The following is a 16,239-nucleotide window of genomic DNA, read 5'->3' as shown; positions in this document are numbered from 1 at the left end:
GTTAAAAAGCAGGAATTGGCGCGAACGGTCCCGGACAACGGTTTGAGCACATCGCCAAACCGGTCCGGGCTTCGCAATCTGGAAATGGCAGAACTCGACATGACGAGCAGCAGCACCGTCAATCTTCTCGATCTCGACGCCGCCGGGCTGGTCGCCTATTGCGGCAGCCTCGGCGAAAAGCCGTTTCGCGCCAAGCAATTGCAGCGCTGGATCCACCAGTTCGGTGCCGACGACTTCGACGGCATGACGGATCTCGCGAAATCGCTGCGCGAAAAACTCAAAGGCCGCGCCACGCTGGCGATGCCCGACATCATCCGCGACCACGTTTCCTCCGACGGCACGCGCAAGTGGCTGATCGACGTCGGCAACGGCAACGCGGTCGAAACCGTGTTCATCCCCGAAGAAACACGCGGCACGCTGTGCGTGTCGTCGCAGGCGGGATGCGCGGTCAACTGCCGGTTCTGTTCCACCGGCAAGCAAGGCTTCTCCCGCAATCTGACGACGGCGGAAATCATCGGCCAGCTGCGCATGGCGGAGTTCGCGCTGCGCAAGTCGCTCGGCCGCGACGTCGGTGGGCCGGGCAAGGGCGAGCGCGTCGTCACGAACGTCGTGATGATGGGCATGGGCGAGCCGATGCTCAATTACGACGCCGTCGTGCCGGCCATGCGCCTGATGCTCGACGACAACGCCTACGGCCTGTCGCGCCGGCGCGTCACGCTGTCCACGTCCGGCGTCGTGCCGATGATGGACCGGCTCGCGGCGGATTTGCCCGTCGCGCTCGCGGTGTCCCTGCACGCGCCGAACGATCCGTTGCGCGACATGCTGGTGCCGCTCAACAAGAAGTACCCGCTACGCGAGTTGATGGCCGCGTGTCAGCGCTACCTGAAGGTCGCGCCGCGCGATTTCATCACGTTCGAATACTGCATGCTGGACGGCGTCAATGACACGGAAGCGCATGCGCGCGAACTGCTCGCCGTCACGCGCGACGTGCCGTGCAAGTTCAACCTCATTCCGTTCAACCCGTTCCCGGAGTCGGGCCTGACGCGCTCGAAGAACGAGCAGATCAAGCGGTTCGCGCAGATTTTGATCGATGCGGGCGTCGTCACGACCGTGCGCAAGACGCGCGGCGACGACATCGACGCGGCGTGCGGCCAGCTCGCGGGCGCGGTGCAGGATCGCACGCGGCTTGCAGAGCGCACGAACCGCGCGGGAAGCAAGGTCATCGAGGTGCGGGCGGTCTGACGGCATCGAATAAGGTCGCCGCACCGGACGCACGCAGACAAGAATGAAGCCAGCGCTCCACAGGGCGCGCAAAGCCGAACATTTTGTTATAAAGCGGTCTGCCATAGCGCCGCAGTTGTATCGTTCAGTGCTTTTTGCACTTCACGGCGCAACAGCGCTATATAGCGATTCGATACGAGGAATTTGGGATGAGTGAGCCGCAACACCCGACGCCTTTCGGCAGTCATACCGGCGATCTTTCTGGCGATCAGCACGACGCCCGAACGCGAGTCGGCGGGGCGGCATCGGACGAGCGCCAGGCGGGGCCCCTGGACTCGCTGCCGGCAGTGGGCGCGCGTCTCGCGCAGCTTCGGCAGGCGAAGGCATGGTCGATCGACGATGTATCGGCGCGCCTGAAGGTTTCGCCGCAAAAGCTGGCCGCGCTCGAAGAAGGCGACATCAGCCATTTGCCGGACCGCACGTTCGCGGCGGGCATCGTGCGCAGCTACGCGAAGATTCTCGGCGCCGATCCGGCACCGTTCACGCAGGCGTTTCGTCGTGACGGCGTGCCGGTCGAGCACAATCTGAAGGTGCCGGCGTCGTCCGGCGCGGGTTTGCCGCGTGGGCGCGTGTCGGTGCCGCTCGGCAACTCTTCGGGCCGCAAGCGGTCGTGGCTGTGGGGCGTGGCGGCGGTGGTCGTCGTGCTCGCTGCGCTCGTCATGTGGCATACGGGCGGCGATTCTTCGGCGTGGCTGGCGCGGCTGAAGGCCGGCGCGACTTCCGCCGCGACGTCGAGCGAGAAGCCCGCCGCGTCGCAAACGGCGACGCCGGACGAAGCAGCCGCGGCCAATACCGGCGAGGCATCGCTGCCTGAAGTGGCGGCAGCGCCCGGCGAACAGCCGATGCCGCGCCCGCTGGGCACGAACGCGCTGCCGGCGTCCTCGTCGACGATCGCGGCGGTGCAGGGCGCGAGCGCCTCGGCAGCGGCTCCGGCGGCGCCGGCTCCGGCTCCCGCATCGGCGGGCAAGACTGCGGCGGCGGCGACTGCGGCATCGGCCACGGCCGCTCCGGCTGCGACGGTCGGCAGCACGGGCACGGGCGCGAATGCCATCGAACTCAAGGTGAAGGAAGACAGCTGGTTCAGCGTGCGCGGCAAGGACGGCAAGGAAGTGTTCTCCGGGCTGGTCCGCGCAGGCAGCACGCAGCGCGTTCAGGGCGAGGCGCCGTTCAAGGTGACCGTCGGCAACGCGAAGGGCGTCGAATCGCTGTCGATCGACAATCAGCCTGTCGATGCCAAGAAGTACTCCGCCGCACGCGGAAACGTCGCGCGCCTGTCGTTGCCCTAAAACGGCAACGAGAGCGGTCTAGAGTTAGCGTCGGCGGTTCAGCGCGGGAAAACGAGGGGCGTCACGGGTCGAGCCGTGCCGCCCGTTTGAGGTTTCAAACAAGCGACGGTCGCTGCGAGCGCAGCCGCCGGTTGCCAAAGGGTTTTTCGATGCAATCCGAAGCTCAATCCCTGATCAGCAGCAAGATTTGTTCGACCGAGCCGGTCTTCGGCGGTCCGTTGCCGCGCCGTTCGTCGCATGCGGTCGACGTGCGCTGGGGCGGCCAGCTCGTGACGATCGGCGGCGACGCGCCCGTGCGCGTCCAGTCGATGACCAACACCGACACCGCGGATGCCATCGGCACCGCGATCCAGATCAAGGAACTCGCGCAGGCGGGCTCCGAACTGGTGCGCATCACGGTGAACACGCCGGAAGCCGCGGCCGCCGTGCCGCATATCCGCGAGCAACTGGACCGCATGGGCGTGACGGTGCCGCTCGTCGGCGACTTCCACTACAACGGCCACTTGCTGCTGCGCGACCATCCCGCTTGCGCCGAGACGCTGTCGAAGTACCGCATCAATCCGGGCAACGTGGGTCAGGGCGCGAAGCGCGACACGCAATTCGCGCAGATGATCGAAGCCGCGATCAAGTACGAGAAGCCGGTTCGCATTGGCGTGAACTGGGGCAGTCTCGACCAGGACCTGCTCGCGCGCATGATGGACGAAAACGCCGCCCGCGCGCAGCCGTGGGAACTGCAAAGCGTGATGTACGAAGCGCTGATCCAGTCGGCGATCGGCTCGGCGGAACGCGCTGTCGAACTCGGGCTGGGCCGCGACAAGATCATTCTGTCGTGCAAGGTGAGCGGCGTGCAGGATCTGATCGCCGTGTACCGCGAACTGGCGAAGCGCTGCAGCTTTGCGCTGCATCTCGGGCTGACCGAGGCCGGCATGGGCTCGAAGGGCATCGTTGCTTCGACGGCGGCGCTTTCCGTGCTGCTGCAGGAAGGCATCGGCGACACCATCCGTATTTCGCTGACGCCCGAGCCGGGCGGCGCGCGCACGGGCGAAGTCGTCGTCGGCCAGGAAATTTTGCAGACGATGGGCCTGCGCTCGTTCACGCCGATGGTCATCGCGTGTCCCGGCTGCGGCCGCACCACGAGCACGCTGTTCCAGGAGCTGGCGTCGCAGATTCAAAGCTATCTGCGCAATTCGATGCCCGTCTGGCGCGACCAGTACCCCGGCGTCGAAAAGATGCACGTCGCGGTGATGGGCTGCATCGTCAACGGGCCGGGCGAGTCGAAGCACGCGAACATCGGCATCAGCCTGCCGGGTTCGGGCGAGAATCCGGCCGCGCCCGTGTTCATCGACGGCGTGAAGGTCAAGACGCTGCGCGGCGAGCGCATCGCCGAGGAATTCCAGCAAATCGTTAGCGACTACGTCGAGCGCACTTACGGCCAGCGCGTCGAGACGTCCGCGGCATCACTATAAATACAGATGACTGAACAGAAGAAACGGCTCGCGAAGCTGAGCGGCGTGAAGGGCATGAACGACATCCTCCCGCAGGATGCCGCGTTGTGGGACTTCTTCGAAAGCACCGTCAAGTCGATGCTGCGCGCATACGGCTATCAGAACATTCGCACGCCGATCGTGGAGCATACGCAGCTTTTCACGCGCGGAATCGGTGAAGTGACCGATATCGTCGAGAAGGAAATGTACAGCTTCACCGACGCGCTCAACGGCGAGCATCTCACCATGCGCCCGGAGAACACGGCGGCCGTGGTGCGCGCGACCATCGAGCACAATCTGCTGTACGACGGCCCGAAGCGCCTGTGGTACATCGGCCCGATGTTCCGCCACGAGCGTCCGCAGCGCGGGCGGTATCGGCAGTTCCATCAGGTCGGCGTCGAGGCGCTCGGTTTCGCAGGTCCGGACACGGACGCCGAAATCATCATGATGTGCCAGCGCCTGTGGGACGACCTCGGGCTGACGGGCATCCGCCTCGAACTGAATTCGCTCGGTCAGGCGGACGAGCGCGCGGCGCATCGCGAGGAACTGATCGCGTATCTCGAAAAACACGTCGATGCGCTCGACGAGGAAGCGAAGCGCCGTCTCTACACGAACCCGCTGCGCGTGCTCGACACGAAGAATCCGGCGATGCAGGAAATCGCGCAGAACGCGCCGAAGCTCGTCGATTTCCTGGGCGACGAATCGCGCAAGCACTTCGAGGGCGTGCAGCGGCTGCTCAAGGCGAACAACATTCCGTTCACCATCAATCCGCGTCTCGTACGCGGCCTCGACTACTACAACCTGACCGTGTTCGAGTGGGTCACCGACAAGCTCGGCGCGCAAGGCACGGTGGCGGGCGGCGGCCGTTACGATCCGCTGATCGAGCAACTCGGCGGCAAGCCGACGGCGGCATGCGGCTGGGCGATGGGCGTCGAGCGCATTCTCGAACTGCTGAAGGAAGAAGATCTGGTGCCGGAAGCGGAAGGCACGGATGTCTACGTCGTGCATCAGGGCGAACAGGCGGCGGAGCAGGCGTTCATCGTCGCGGAACGGCTGCGCGACACGGGCCTCGACGTCATTCTGCATTGCAGCCCGGACGGCGCGCCCGCTAGCTTCAAGTCGCAGATGAAGAAAGCGGATGCGAGCGGCGCGGCGTTCGCGGTCGTGCTCGGCGAGGACGAGTTGGCGCAAGGAACGATCGGCGTGAAGCCGCTGCGCCGTATCGGCGACGAATCGGCCGATGGGCAAAAGAACGCGCAAGTGAACGTTCCGGCGGAAGACTTGACCGAATACCTAATCAATGCGATGGTTGCATCCGCCGACGACGAGGATGCCTAAAAGATAGGCATTGATCGGGTCGAATGGCTACGCGCATCGTGGAGATCGGTTCGATCCCGCCATCGCGCACGGCATGATGGGCAATGAGACGCAGGAAGGAATAGCTGGACGATGAGTTACCACGACGAACAAGAATCACTGGAAAGTGTCAAGGCCTGGTGGGCCAAATGGGGTAACACCACGACGTGGATCGTGCTCGTGGCGCTGATCGCCGCGGCCGCTTTCAACGGCTGGAACTACTGGCAGCGCCATCAGGCGGCCGAGGCTTCGGTGCTCTACGACCAGCTTCAGCAGGCCGCGAACGGCAACGATCAGAAGCTCGTCGCGCGGGTGGCCTCGGACATGGAAGACAAGTTCGGCAGCACGGCTTACGCGCAGATGTCGGCGCTGACGGCGGCCAAGGCGCTGTACACGGCAGGCGACACGGCCGGCGCGAAGGCGCAGTTGCAGTGGGCCATCGACCACGCGAAGGACGACGAGTACAAGCAGATCGCGAAGCTGCGCATGGCGCTCGTGCTGCTCGACGAGAAGAATTACGACGCCGGCCTGAAGCTGCTCGCCGATGCCCCGCTGGAAGCGTTCAAGGGCGTCATCGCCGACCGTCGCGGCGATTTGCTCGCGGCGCAAGGCAAGCGCGACGATGCGCGCATCGCATACAAGACGGCGCTCGACACCTTGCCGAAGAACGACACGGCCACGCGGCAACTGGTCCAGTTCAAGCTCGATGCGCTTGGCGGCTGACCGCCCGCGGCTTCGGGCCGCGCGTCGTTCGAGCGTCGAAGCAATGTCGCCCATCAAGCCGCCGCGCCGCGCGTCGCCTTCGAGCGAATCGCGGCTGCGCCGGTCAACCGAATTCACCCATTCATATTCCGTCCACCGATGATTCATTTGAAACGCTACGCCGTGCCTTTCGCCTGTGCGATGACCGTCCTGCTGGCCGCCTGCGCATCGACCAAGGATGAGCGCCGCGTGCCGACACCGCTCGTCGACATCAAGCCGGTGCTGAACGTCAACCAGGCGTGGAAGGCGAGCGTCGGCAAGGCCGGGCGCTACCTGTTCGCGCCGGTCGCCGTGGGCGACGCGGTCTACGCCGCGGGCGAGAACGGCAGCGTCGCGAAAATCGACGCGAAGACCGGCCAGGAAGTCTGGCGCACGAAGCTCAAGGACGATCTGTCGGCGGGCGTCGGCAGCGACGGCAATCTGACGGCGGTCGGCGGCCTCAAGGGCGCGGTGTACGCGCTCGGGCCCGACGGCAAGCAACTGTGGACGGCCACGGCGCCGGGCGAAATCATCTCGCCGCCGCTCGTCGGCAACGATCTCGTGGTCGTGCGGACCATCGACGGCAAGGTCATCGCGTTCAGCGCGCAGACGGGCGAGCAGAAGTGGATCTTCCAGTTGCGCGCCGTTCCGCTGAACCTGCGCGTGGCTGCCGGCATGACGTTCGCCGGCAATCAGGCGGTGCTCGCGGGCTTCCCCGGCGGCAACTTCGCCGCGATCAACCTGCAAACGGGCGATGCCTTCTGGCAAGCGCCGGTGTCGTATCCGAAGGGCGTGACCGAAGTGGAGCGCATCAACGACGTGACCGGCGCGCCGGGCCTCGTCGGCGCGCAGACGTGCGCGGTGACGTTCCAGGGCAAGATCGGCTGCTTCGACGCGAACTCGGGACGTTCGGTCTGGGAACGGAATTTTTCGAGCGATAGCGGTCTCGCGCAGGATGAGCAAATTGTCGCAGCCGGCGACGACTGGTCGGTCATGAACGCCTTCCGCGCGTCGGACGGCACGCCCGTCTGGAAGAACGACAAGCTGAAAAACCGTCAGGTCAGCGTGCCGTTCATCCTGGGCCGCACGGTCGTCGTCGGCGACTACAAGGGCTTCGTGCATTTCCTGAACGTGGACAACGGCGAGATCGTCGGCCGCGCACCGACCGATGGCAGCGAAATCACGGCCGCGCCGGTGCTGGCGGGCAATACGCTCGTCGTCCAGACGCGCGACGGTGGGATTTACGGCTTCCGTCCGCAGTAAGCTTCACGGCGCTCCGTCCCGGCGGGCCGGAGCGCGAGCAGTACAGGCGCCGTCAGCGAACGGCGCCGCCCGCCCGGGCAGCGTTGCAACAAGAGAGCGCGACACGCGTTTCGCGCTCGACAAGACAGGGCCGCCAGACAGGGCACGAGAAGAAAGCGCGCCAACGCCGCGCGACAACAGCCCGTGGGAAAGAACAACCGGCAATACCGGCGCATCGCGCCGAAGGCCTGACAGCGGCGTGAGCCGCGAAGCGGCAGGCCGAATCCATGCTAATTTTCGACAAGCGCAGTCTTTGCGCAGCGCATGCGGCGAACACGCTGCACCGCACGTTTCGCACTTCGCCTTGCGTTCAACTGTGAACAACATCTGATGAAACCCGTGATTGCCCTCGTCGGGCGCCCCAATGTGGGGAAATCGACTCTTTTCAACCGGCTGACGCGTTCGCGCGATGCGCTCGTCGCCGACTTGCCCGGCCTCACGCGCGACCGCCATTACGGCGAAGGACGCGTCGGCGGCGAGCGTCCGTATCTCGTCGTGGATACGGGCGGCTTCGAGCCGGTCGCGAAGGACGGCATCCTGCACGAAATGGCGCGCCAGACGCGACAGGCCGTGGAGGAAGCGGACATCGTCGTGTTCATCGTCGATGGACGCAACGGGCTCGCGCCGCAGGACAAGTCGATCGCCGACTATCTGCGCAAGACCGGGCGGCCGCTTTTCCTCGTCGTCAACAAGGCCGAGGGGATGAAGTACACGGCGGTCGCGTCGGACTTCTACGAGCTGGGCCTAGGCGACCCGCGCGCGATTTCGGCGGCCCACGGCGACGGCGTCACCGAGATGATCAACGACGCGCTCGACATCGCCTATGCCGATCAGCCGGAGGAAACGGAAGAAGAGAAGGCGCAGCACGGCGTCAAGATCGCGATCGTCGGACGGCCGAACGTCGGCAAGTCGACGCTCGTGAATACGCTGATCGGCGAGGAACGCGTGATCGCGTTCGACATGCCGGGCACCACGCGCGATTCGATTTATGTTGATTTTGAGCGGCAAGGCCGCAAATACACGTTGATCGATACGGCGGGCCTGCGACGCCGCGGCAAGGTGTTCGAGGCCATCGAGAAGTTTTCGGTGGTGAAGACGCTGCAATCGATCTCGGATGCCAACGTCGTGATTCTCCTGCTCGACGCGCAGCAGGACATCTCCGATCAGGACGCGCATATCGCGGGTTTCGTGGTGGAGCAGGGACGCGCGCTCGTTGTCGGCGTGAACAAATGGGACGGGCTGGACTCGCATGTGCGCGAGCGCACCAAGGCCGATCTCACGCGCAAGCTCAAGTTTTTGGACTTTGCTAAATTTCATTACGTCTCGGCGCTCGAGAAAACGGGCATCGGCGCGTTGATGAAATCGGTCGACGACGCCTATGCCGCCGCGATGGCGAAGCTGCCGACACCGAAGCTCACGCGTGCGCTCATCGAGGCCGTGGAGTTTCAGCAGCCGCGCCGTCGCGGGCCGGTTCGGCCGAAACTGCGCTACGCGCATCAGGGCGGGCAGAATCCGCCGATCATCGTCGTGCACGGCAATGCGCTGGATGCGATCACCGATACTTATAAACGGTATCTGGAAGGGCGTTTCCGCGAAACTTTCGGACTGGCCGGCACTCCATTGCGCATAGAGTTCCGCTCGAGCAAGAACCCTTACGCGGACAAGGACTGAGAGCCGCGCGGAGCAAGCGTTTCGGCCGGATTGGCCAGATGGCCGATCTGGTGCGGAAACGAAAATCGGCTATAGTGTAGCGATTGTCGGCGGATCTCTTTTTCTTCGTCCACAATACTTCTAACCTGCAAAAAAACACGGAGTTTGCTATGAGCAACAAAGGGCAATTGTTACAAGACCCGTTTTTGAACGCACTGCGTAAAGAGCATGTGCCGGTGTCGATCTATTTGGTCAACGGCATCAAGCTTCAAGGGAACATCGAATCGTTCGACCAGTACGTCGTGTTGCTCCGAAATACGGTCACCCAGATGGTCTATAAGCACGCCATTTCCACGGTCGTGCCTGCCCGCCCGGTGAATTTCCACCCGGACGCTGAATCGTCCTAACCTCGTTGCGACCGGCGCGCCGTTGCTATTTCAATGCGAACATTAAGCAACTCGCCGGTCGCTTCAAAAACTGTCCAAATCTAATTTGATCAACGCAGCGCTCGTCGGCATCGACTTCGGAAAGATCGATTTCGAAGCCAGTCTTGAAGAACTCAGTCTGCTCGCAGAAAGTGCGGGCGCCCATCCTGCCGTTACGCTCACGGGCCGTCGCTCGAGCCCGGACGCCAAAATGTTCATTGGCAGCGGAAAGGTCGAAGAATTGCGCCTTTCCTGCGAAGCGAACGACGTCGAACTCGTCATTTTCAATCACGCCCTCGCGCCCGCGCAGCAACGCAATCTCGAGATGGCGTTGAACCGCCGCGTGGTGGATCGCACGAGTCTCATTCTCGATATTTTTGCGCAACGCGCCCGCAGCCACGAAGGCAAGCTGCAGGTGGAACTCGCGCAATTGCAATATTTGTCCACGCGGCTGATTCGCGCATGGACTCACCTCGAGCGTCAGAAGGGCGGTATCGGCTTGCGCGGCCCCGGCGAAACGCAGCTCGAAACGGACCGCCGGCTGATCGGCGAACGCATCAAGGCGCTCAAGACGCGTCTTGCCAAATTGCGCCGTCAGCACGGCACGCAGCGTCGTCAGCGGCAGCGTAACCAGACGATGTCGGTGTCGCTCGTCGGTTATACGAACGCGGGCAAGTCCACGCTGTTCAACGCGCTGACGAAAGCCCAGGCGTATGCCGCCAACCAGCTGTTCGCCACGCTCGATACCACGTCGCGCCGCGTGTTCCTCGGCGAGGAAGCGGGGCATGTAGTCGTGTCGGATACGGTCGGCTTCATCCGCGAGTTGCCGCACCAGCTCGTCGCGGCTTTCCGCGCGACGCTCGAGGAAACCATCCACGCGGATTTGCTGCTGCACGTGGTCGATGCATCGAGCGCCGTGCGCCTGGATCAGATCGATCAGGTGAACGAGGTATTGCGGAGCATCGGCGCGGACGGCATCCGCCAGGTTCTCGTCTTCAACAAGATCGACGCCGTGCCCGAACTCGCGGCCCGCGGCGACGCGGTTGAAAGGGATGAGTATGGTAATATTTCGCGCGTCTTTTTGAGCGCACGCACGGGTCAGGGACTCGACGCGCTGCGCGCCGCCATCGCCGAAATCGCTACGGCGGAATCAGGCGAATCCGAAGAAAGCATGCCGAGCGTATTCGCCGAAACGGGCGAGCCGGCACAGACGTCAGAAGCCACGCAATCCACGCAGTCCGGGCCGACCGAAACACACGACGCGAACGCGCAGCCGGAAGACCACCGGCCAGCCGGAGAACGCGAAGGCCACGAGGTTCCCGAGCACGGACACTGAACTGCTCCGTATTACCGACGCGGCATCGAACCGGCTGTCTAATGGTGAATCACCGAGTGAACGATTACAACGAGCGGACTAACAGGCAACGCATGCGTGCCGTCTTTTCGATCAACGATCCGCGCTGGGGGCGGGGCGACGGCGATGGCGTGAAGAACGACTCCAAGCGTCCGCAGGACGGCAAGCGCGGCAACGGCAAGGAAGAAGGCCCGCCGGATCTCGACGAAATGTGGCGCGAGTTCAATCGCCGGATCGCGGGCATCTTCGGCCGCAAGCCCGGCGGCGGCATGCCGCGCGACAACGGACGCGGCACGCGCATCGGCGTGGGCATCGTCATTGGCGTGCTCATCGCCATTTATCTGGGCAGCGGCGTGTTCGTCGTGCAGGACGGGCATGTCGGCGTGGTCTCGCAGTTCGGCCAGTATCGTCAGACGGTCACGCAAGGCATCCACTGGCGTCTGCCTTATCCGTTCCAGTCGCACGATATCGTCGATACATCTCAGGTTCGTTCCGTCGAAATCGGGCGCGGCGCGGCGCTGTCGCAAGGCAACGTGCGCGACGCATCGCTTCTGACGAACGAGGCCGACATTCTCGACGTGCGCTTCGCGGTGCAGTACCAGATCAAGTCGCCGACCGACTTCCTGTTCCGCAGTCTCGATCCCGATCAGAGCGTCACCGAGGCGGGCCAGGCCGCGATCCGCGAAATTGCCGGCGCCGCGATGACCGACGACCTGCTTTACAAGGACCGCGAAGCATTGCGCGCGCGTCTTGCCGAAGCCATCCAGCGCTCGCTCGACGCGTACCGCACCGGCCTGCAAGTGACGGGCGTCACCGTGCAGAGCGTGCAGGTGCCGACGCAGGTGCAGGCGGCGTTCGAGGAGGCATCGCGCGTGCGTCAGGACAACGAACGCGCCCGCGATACCGCCGAGGCCTACGCGAATCAACTGCTGCCGCGCGCGAAGGCGGATGCGGCGAAGACGATCGCGGAAGCGAACGCATACAGCAACCGCGAAGTCACGCAGGCTCAGGGCGACGCCGAGCGTTTCAAGGAGGTCTTCGCGGAATACTCGAAGGCGCCGGCGGTCATTCGTCAACGCATGTACCTGGACACGATGCAGCAGATCTACTCGCGCACCACGAAGGTATTCGTGGACAGCAAGGCAGGCAATAACGTGATTTATCTGCCGCTCGACAAACTGGTCGATGCGAATCGCCAGCAGGCGAAGGACGCAGCGGGCAACGCGGGCAATGCCGCCGCGGCGAGCGCGCCGAATGCGTCCACCGTGCCGGATGCGCAGGTGCGTTCGCAAAACGCGGCGTCCGCGCCGTCGACGGCAGCGCCTGCCAGCGTGGCAAGCGGCGCCAGTGCGGCCAGCGGCGACCCGCTGCGTTCGCGCGATGCGTTCCGCTCGCGCAGCCGTCAAGACGACTTGCAGTAAGGAGCGCGAACATGAATCGAATCATTGCGCTCGTCGTCGCGGTCGTCATCGTGCTGTTCATCGGTTCGTCGATGGTCTTCACTGTCGACGAACGGCATGCCGCCGTCGTCGCCGCTCATGGCGACAGCAATCCGCGTCTCGACGGCCCCGGCCTGCACTTCAAGCTGCCGCCGCCGTTCCAGACGCTCACGCTCATCGACACCCGCACGCTCACCATCGACGAGAGCGGCGCTGACCGTTTCACCACGTCGGACAAGAACGAAGTGCTGGCCAATACGGTGGTCAAGTACCGCGTGGCCGATCCGCTCAAGCTCTTCGTCAGTAACGAGAAGAACACGCAGACCGCGCAGGAGCGGCTGATCGCGCTGGCGCGCACGGCGCTTGCGAGCGCGTTCGCGAATCGTTCGCTGACCGATGCGCTCGGCAATCAGCAGGCGATCGAAACGGAAGCGCTGAAGGCGGTGGAAAGCGCGGCGGCCGCGTTCGGCGTGCAGCTCGTCGATTTGCAGATGACGCGCATCGACTTTCCGTCGGCGGTGGCCGATTCGGTCTACAAGCGCATGATCGCGGCGCGCCAGCAGGCGGCGGCGACCGAGCGCGCGAAAGGCACGGCGGATGCGGACAAGATCAAGGCCGACGCGGAACGCGAGCAGCAGCAGATTCTCGCCGACGCCTACAGTCAGGCGCAATCCATCCGCGGCGAAGGGGACAGCAAGGCGGCGGCCATCGCAGCCGACGCCTATGGCCGCGATCCCCAGTTCTACCAGTTCTATCAGAGCCTCGAGGCTTACAAGAAGACGTTCAAGTCCGGCGACGTGATCGTGGTCGACCCGAGCAGCGATTTCTTCCGTTTCATGAAGAGCCCGAACGGCGGCGCGGATACGTCTGCTGCCGCGGCGAAACGCTGACGCACCCGCGCCGCGCGTCACGAAGCATGAACGATCGCGCGGCGCCTTCTTCCCATAGACATGGTCGAGACGATACTGCTCGCTCTTGCGTTGATGCTGATTATCGAAGGCATGTTTCCCTTCGTGTTTCCCACGGCCTGGCGCGACACGTTCCGCCGTATCGCCGAGCGGCCGCCGCATCACATCCGCATCGGCGGGCTGATCGCCATGGCGCTCGGTCTGATCCTGCTGTGGATCGCCACGTGATTCCGTCCCAGGAACAAAGCGCCCGGCGGCGATCCGCCATTTAGCCTATCTTTTCCCTATTCGCCCATGCGACCCGCGCCGCGAAGCGCGACCAAGCAGGAAACGTATCGATGTCCACCTGGTTACTTCCCGAAAATATCGCCGACGTGTTGCCGTCGGAGGCCCGCAAGATCGAAGAGCTGCGCCGCCGCCTGCTCGACCGGTTCCGCTCGTACGGTTATGAACTCGTCATGCCGCCGATGCTCGAATATCTCGAGTCGCTGCTGACGAGCGGCGGAAGCGACCTCAATCTGCGCACGTTCAAGCTCGTCGATCAGTTGTCCGGCCGCACGCTCGGACTGCGCGCGGACATCACGCCGCAGGTCTCGCGCATCGACGCGCATTTGCTGAACCGGCAGGGCGTCACGCGTCTTTGCTACGCGGGCGTCGTGCTGCACACGCGTCCGCGCGGGCTGCACGCGACGCGCGAGCAGATCCAGATCGGCGCGGAAATCTACGGTCACGCCGGGCTCGAGGCGGACCTCGAAATTCAGCAACTCATGCTCGATTCGCTGCATCTCGCGGGCCTCTCGAAAGTGCGTCTCGATCTGTGCCACGCGGGCGTGCTGGCCGCGCTGCTCGAGCTTGAGCCGGCGGCGGCATCGCTCGGAGAAGCGCTGTACGACGCGCTCGCCAGCAAGGACGTGCCGCGCCTGAACGAACTGACCGCGCATCTCGGCCATGTGCCGCGCGATGCGTTGCGCGCGCTGCCGTCGCTGTATGGCGATGCTTCCGTGCTCGAAATGGCGCGTGCGCGTCTGCCGAATCTGCCGGTGATCGCCCGCGCGCTCGACGACCTCGCGTTCCTCGCCGCCCGGGCGGACGGCGCCGAATTGATGATCGACCTCGCCGATTTGCGCGGCTACGCGTACCACAGCGGCGTGATGTTCTCCGCTTACGTCGACGGCGTGCCGAACGCGGTTGCGCGCGGCGGCCGTTACGACGACGTCGGCTCCGCATATGGCCGCGCACGGCCAGCGACGGGCTTTTCGCTGGACCTGCGCGAAGTGGCGCGCATTTCGCCCGTCGATGCACGCGGCAGCGCGATCCTCGCGCCGTGGAAGCACGAAGAACCGCTGCGCGCGGCCGTCGCGGCGCTGCGCGATGCGGGCGAGGTCGTCATTCAGGCGCTGCCGGGCCACGAACACGATCTCGACGAATTCGCGTTCGATCGCGTGCTCGTCGAGCGAAACGGGCAATGGGCGGTCGAGGAGCGCGTGAATCCGGCTCCTGCCGGCGCCTGACGGCCAAGGACTTTCGCCTTCGTGCGTCTAATCGCGCAAAGGCGACCGAATCGCGGAACGCATCCCGAAAAACTCGGAAACGACCGCGAACATAGGTAAAATGCGTTTTTAACCAGCTAACGAATCAACATGTCTGCCAGTGCAGTGAATGTGAACCCGGGGCGCAATGTCGTCGTGGTGGGCACCCAGTGGGGTGACGAAGGCAAGGGCAAAATCGTCGACTGGCTGACGGACCACGCCCAGGGCGTCGTGCGTTTCCAGGGCGGTCACAACGCCGGCCACACGCTCATCATCGGCGGCAAGAAAACCATCTTGCGCCTCATCCCCTCGGGCATCATGCGCGCGGGCACGGCCTGCTACATCGGCAATGGCGTCGTGTTGTCGCCGCAAGCGCTGTTCAAGGAAATCGACGAACTGGAAGCCGCGGGCATCGACGTCTGCAAGCGCCTGTTCATTTCCGAAGCCGCCACGCTCGTTCTCCCGTACCACGTCGCCATCGACCAGGCGCGCGAAGCCAAGCGCGGCGCCGGCAAGATCGGCACGACGGGACGCGGTATCGGTCCGGCCTACGAAGACAAGGTCGCGCGCCGCGGTCTGCGCGTGCAGGATCTGTTCGACGCGCCGCTCTTCGCCGAGCGTCTGCGTGAAGTGCTGGACTTCCACAACTTCGTGCTGACGAAGTATCTGGGCGCAGCGGAAGTCGATTATCAGGAAACGCTCGATACGATGCTCGGCTACGCCGACCGTCTCGCGCCGATGGTCACGGACGTCTCCCGCCGTCTCTACGACGAAAACCACGCCGGCCGCAATCTGCTGTTCGAAGGCGCGCAAGGCACGCTGCTCGACATCGATCACGGCACGTATCCGTATGTCACGTCGAGCAATTGCGTCGCGGGCGCGGCGACGGCGGGCGCGGGCGTCGGTCCGCAAAAGCTCAACTACATGCTCGGCATCACGAAGGCGTATTGCACGCGCGTGGGCGCGGGCCCGTTCCCGAGCGAACTGTACGACGCGGACAATCCGAATCGCCAGGAACAGGTCGGCGTGACGCTCGCCACCGTCGGCAAGGAATTCGGCTCGGTCACCGGCCGTCCGCGCCGCACAGGCTGGCTGGACGCCGCCGCGCTGCGCCGTTCGATCCAGATCAACGGCATCACGGGTCTGTGCATGACCAAGCTCGACGTGCTCGACGGTCTCGAAGAAGTGAAGCTGTGCGTCGGCTACACGCTCGACGGCAAGCCGATCGACATCCTGCCGCGCGGCGCATCGGAAGTGGCGCGCTGCGAGCCGGTCTACGAGACGTTCGGCGGCTGGAAGGAAAGCACCGTCGGCATCACGCAGTGGGACAGCCTGCCCGCGAACGCGCGCGCCTATCTCACGCGCGTGCAGGAAGTGGCGGGCGTGCCGATCGACATGGTGTCGACCGGTCCCGACCGCGACGAAACCATTCTGCTTCGTCATCCGTTCAAGGTCTGAGCGCACCACGCTTCGACCCTAGCCGG

The 16,239-nt window shown here is 64.5% G+C and carries 14 protein-coding genes; all 14 read left to right on the top strand.

Annotated elements, in window-relative coordinates; genetic code table 11:
- The first annotated feature begins 99 nt into the window (after nucleotides 1–99).
- The 14 genes from rlmN (at nucleotide 100) to AWB72_RS25855 (ending at nucleotide 16,213) form a co-directional block, all read left to right on the top strand.
- Nucleotides 100–1,242, top strand: coding sequence for a dual-specificity RNA methyltransferase RlmN (rlmN, locus tag AWB72_RS25920; RefSeq protein ID WP_040050205.1), 1,143 nt, complete (start codon nucleotides 100–102; stop codon nucleotides 1,240–1,242).
- A gap of 188 nt (nucleotides 1,243–1,430) precedes the next feature.
- Nucleotides 1,431–2,567, top strand: a complete 1,137-nt coding sequence (locus AWB72_RS25915) for a helix-turn-helix domain-containing protein (RefSeq protein WP_040050136.1) — start codon at nucleotides 1,431–1,433, stop codon at nucleotides 2,565–2,567.
- A gap of 149 nt (nucleotides 2,568–2,716) precedes the next feature.
- Nucleotides 2,717–4,033 (top strand): flavodoxin-dependent (E)-4-hydroxy-3-methylbut-2-enyl-diphosphate synthase, encoded by a 1,317-nt coding sequence (gene ispG, locus AWB72_RS25910; protein ID WP_040050135.1) that lies wholly within the window; start codon nucleotides 2,717–2,719, stop codon nucleotides 4,031–4,033.
- A 6-nt stretch (nucleotides 4,034–4,039) separates the two neighbouring features.
- Entirely contained in the window at nucleotides 4,040–5,389 is a 1,350-nt protein-coding gene (gene hisS / locus AWB72_RS25905; RefSeq protein ID WP_087128956.1) for a histidine--tRNA ligase, read from the top strand.
- A 111-nt stretch (nucleotides 5,390–5,500) separates the two neighbouring features.
- Complete coding sequence (locus AWB72_RS25900; RefSeq protein ID WP_087128954.1) at nucleotides 5,501–6,130, top strand: tetratricopeptide repeat protein; 630 nt, start codon at nucleotides 5,501–5,503, stop codon at nucleotides 6,128–6,130.
- Between the two features lie 138 nt (nucleotides 6,131–6,268).
- Nucleotides 6,269–7,411 carry an outer membrane protein assembly factor BamB gene (bamB, locus tag AWB72_RS25895; RefSeq protein WP_040050132.1) on the top strand — a complete coding sequence of 381 codons (1,143 nt, stop codon included), beginning with the start codon at nucleotides 6,269–6,271 and terminating at the stop codon, nucleotides 7,409–7,411.
- Nucleotides 7,412–7,780: 369 nt separating this feature from the next.
- Complete coding sequence (gene der, locus AWB72_RS25890) at nucleotides 7,781–9,121, top strand: ribosome biogenesis GTPase Der (protein ID WP_040050131.1); 1,341 nt, start codon at nucleotides 7,781–7,783, stop codon at nucleotides 9,119–9,121.
- A 149-nt stretch (nucleotides 9,122–9,270) separates the two neighbouring features.
- Nucleotides 9,271–9,507, top strand: a complete 237-nt coding sequence (gene hfq, locus AWB72_RS25885; RefSeq protein ID WP_006999489.1) for an RNA chaperone Hfq — start codon at nucleotides 9,271–9,273, stop codon at nucleotides 9,505–9,507.
- 70 nt (nucleotides 9,508–9,577) lie between these two features.
- Nucleotides 9,578–10,861, top strand: a complete 1,284-nt coding sequence (gene hflX, locus AWB72_RS25880) for a GTPase HflX (RefSeq protein WP_244285757.1) — start codon at nucleotides 9,578–9,580, stop codon at nucleotides 10,859–10,861.
- Between the two features lie 56 nt (nucleotides 10,862–10,917).
- Nucleotides 10,918–12,300 carry an FtsH protease activity modulator HflK gene (gene hflK, locus AWB72_RS25875; RefSeq protein ID WP_040050204.1) on the top strand — a complete coding sequence of 461 codons (1,383 nt, stop codon included), beginning with the start codon at nucleotides 10,918–10,920 and terminating at the stop codon, nucleotides 12,298–12,300.
- Between the two features lie 11 nt (nucleotides 12,301–12,311).
- On the top strand, nucleotides 12,312–13,208 hold the full coding sequence (gene hflC / locus AWB72_RS25870; RefSeq protein WP_040050129.1) for a protease modulator HflC: 897 nt from the start codon (nucleotides 12,312–12,314) through the stop codon (nucleotides 13,206–13,208).
- A gap of 60 nt (nucleotides 13,209–13,268) precedes the next feature.
- Complete coding sequence (locus AWB72_RS25865; RefSeq protein ID WP_244794619.1) at nucleotides 13,269–13,454, top strand: DUF2065 domain-containing protein; 186 nt, start codon at nucleotides 13,269–13,271, stop codon at nucleotides 13,452–13,454.
- Between the two features lie 110 nt (nucleotides 13,455–13,564).
- Nucleotides 13,565–14,737: an ATP phosphoribosyltransferase regulatory subunit gene (locus tag AWB72_RS25860; protein ID WP_040050127.1), complete on the top strand. Its 1,173-nt coding sequence runs from the start codon at nucleotides 13,565–13,567 to the stop codon at nucleotides 14,735–14,737.
- 129 nt (nucleotides 14,738–14,866) lie between these two features.
- Nucleotides 14,867–16,213 carry an adenylosuccinate synthase gene (locus AWB72_RS25855; protein ID WP_040050126.1) on the top strand — a complete coding sequence of 449 codons (1,347 nt, stop codon included), beginning with the start codon at nucleotides 14,867–14,869 and terminating at the stop codon, nucleotides 16,211–16,213.
- The last annotated feature ends 26 nt before the right edge of the window (nucleotides 16,214–16,239 follow it).

Origin of the sequence: Caballeronia concitans (assembly GCF_001544615.1) — a bacterium.
In the GTDB taxonomy this organism is placed as follows: Bacteria; Pseudomonadota; Gammaproteobacteria; order Burkholderiales; family Burkholderiaceae; genus Caballeronia; species Caballeronia concitans.
The sequence above is the reverse complement of the archived record's forward strand: the minus strand, read 5'-3'. Positions and strand labels throughout refer to the sequence as shown.

Excerpts from the sequence above, each read along its gene's own strand:
- rlmN (WP_040050205.1), top strand. The coding sequence starts at position 100 with ATGACGAGCAGCAGCACCGTCAATCTTCTCGATCTCGACGCCGCCGGG.
- AWB72_RS25915 (WP_040050136.1), top strand. The coding sequence starts at position 1,431 with ATGAGTGAGCCGCAACACCCGACGCCTTTCGGCAGTCATACCGGCGAT.
- ispG (WP_040050135.1), top strand. The coding sequence starts at position 2,717 with ATGCAATCCGAAGCTCAATCCCTGATCAGCAGCAAGATTTGTTCGACC.
- hisS (WP_087128956.1), top strand. The coding sequence starts at position 4,040 with ATGACTGAACAGAAGAAACGGCTCGCGAAGCTGAGCGGCGTGAAGGGC.
- AWB72_RS25900 (WP_087128954.1), top strand. The coding sequence starts at position 5,501 with ATGAGTTACCACGACGAACAAGAATCACTGGAAAGTGTCAAGGCCTGG.
- bamB (WP_040050132.1), top strand. The coding sequence starts at position 6,269 with ATGATTCATTTGAAACGCTACGCCGTGCCTTTCGCCTGTGCGATGACC.
- der (WP_040050131.1), top strand. The coding sequence starts at position 7,781 with ATGAAACCCGTGATTGCCCTCGTCGGGCGCCCCAATGTGGGGAAATCG.
- hfq (WP_006999489.1), top strand. The coding sequence starts at position 9,271 with ATGAGCAACAAAGGGCAATTGTTACAAGACCCGTTTTTGAACGCACTG.
- hflC (WP_040050129.1), top strand. The coding sequence starts at position 12,312 with ATGAATCGAATCATTGCGCTCGTCGTCGCGGTCGTCATCGTGCTGTTC.
- AWB72_RS25865 (WP_244794619.1), top strand. The coding sequence starts at position 13,269 with ATGGTCGAGACGATACTGCTCGCTCTTGCGTTGATGCTGATTATCGAA.
- AWB72_RS25860 (WP_040050127.1), top strand. The coding sequence starts at position 13,565 with ATGTCCACCTGGTTACTTCCCGAAAATATCGCCGACGTGTTGCCGTCG.
- AWB72_RS25855 (WP_040050126.1), top strand. The coding sequence starts at position 14,867 with ATGTCTGCCAGTGCAGTGAATGTGAACCCGGGGCGCAATGTCGTCGTG.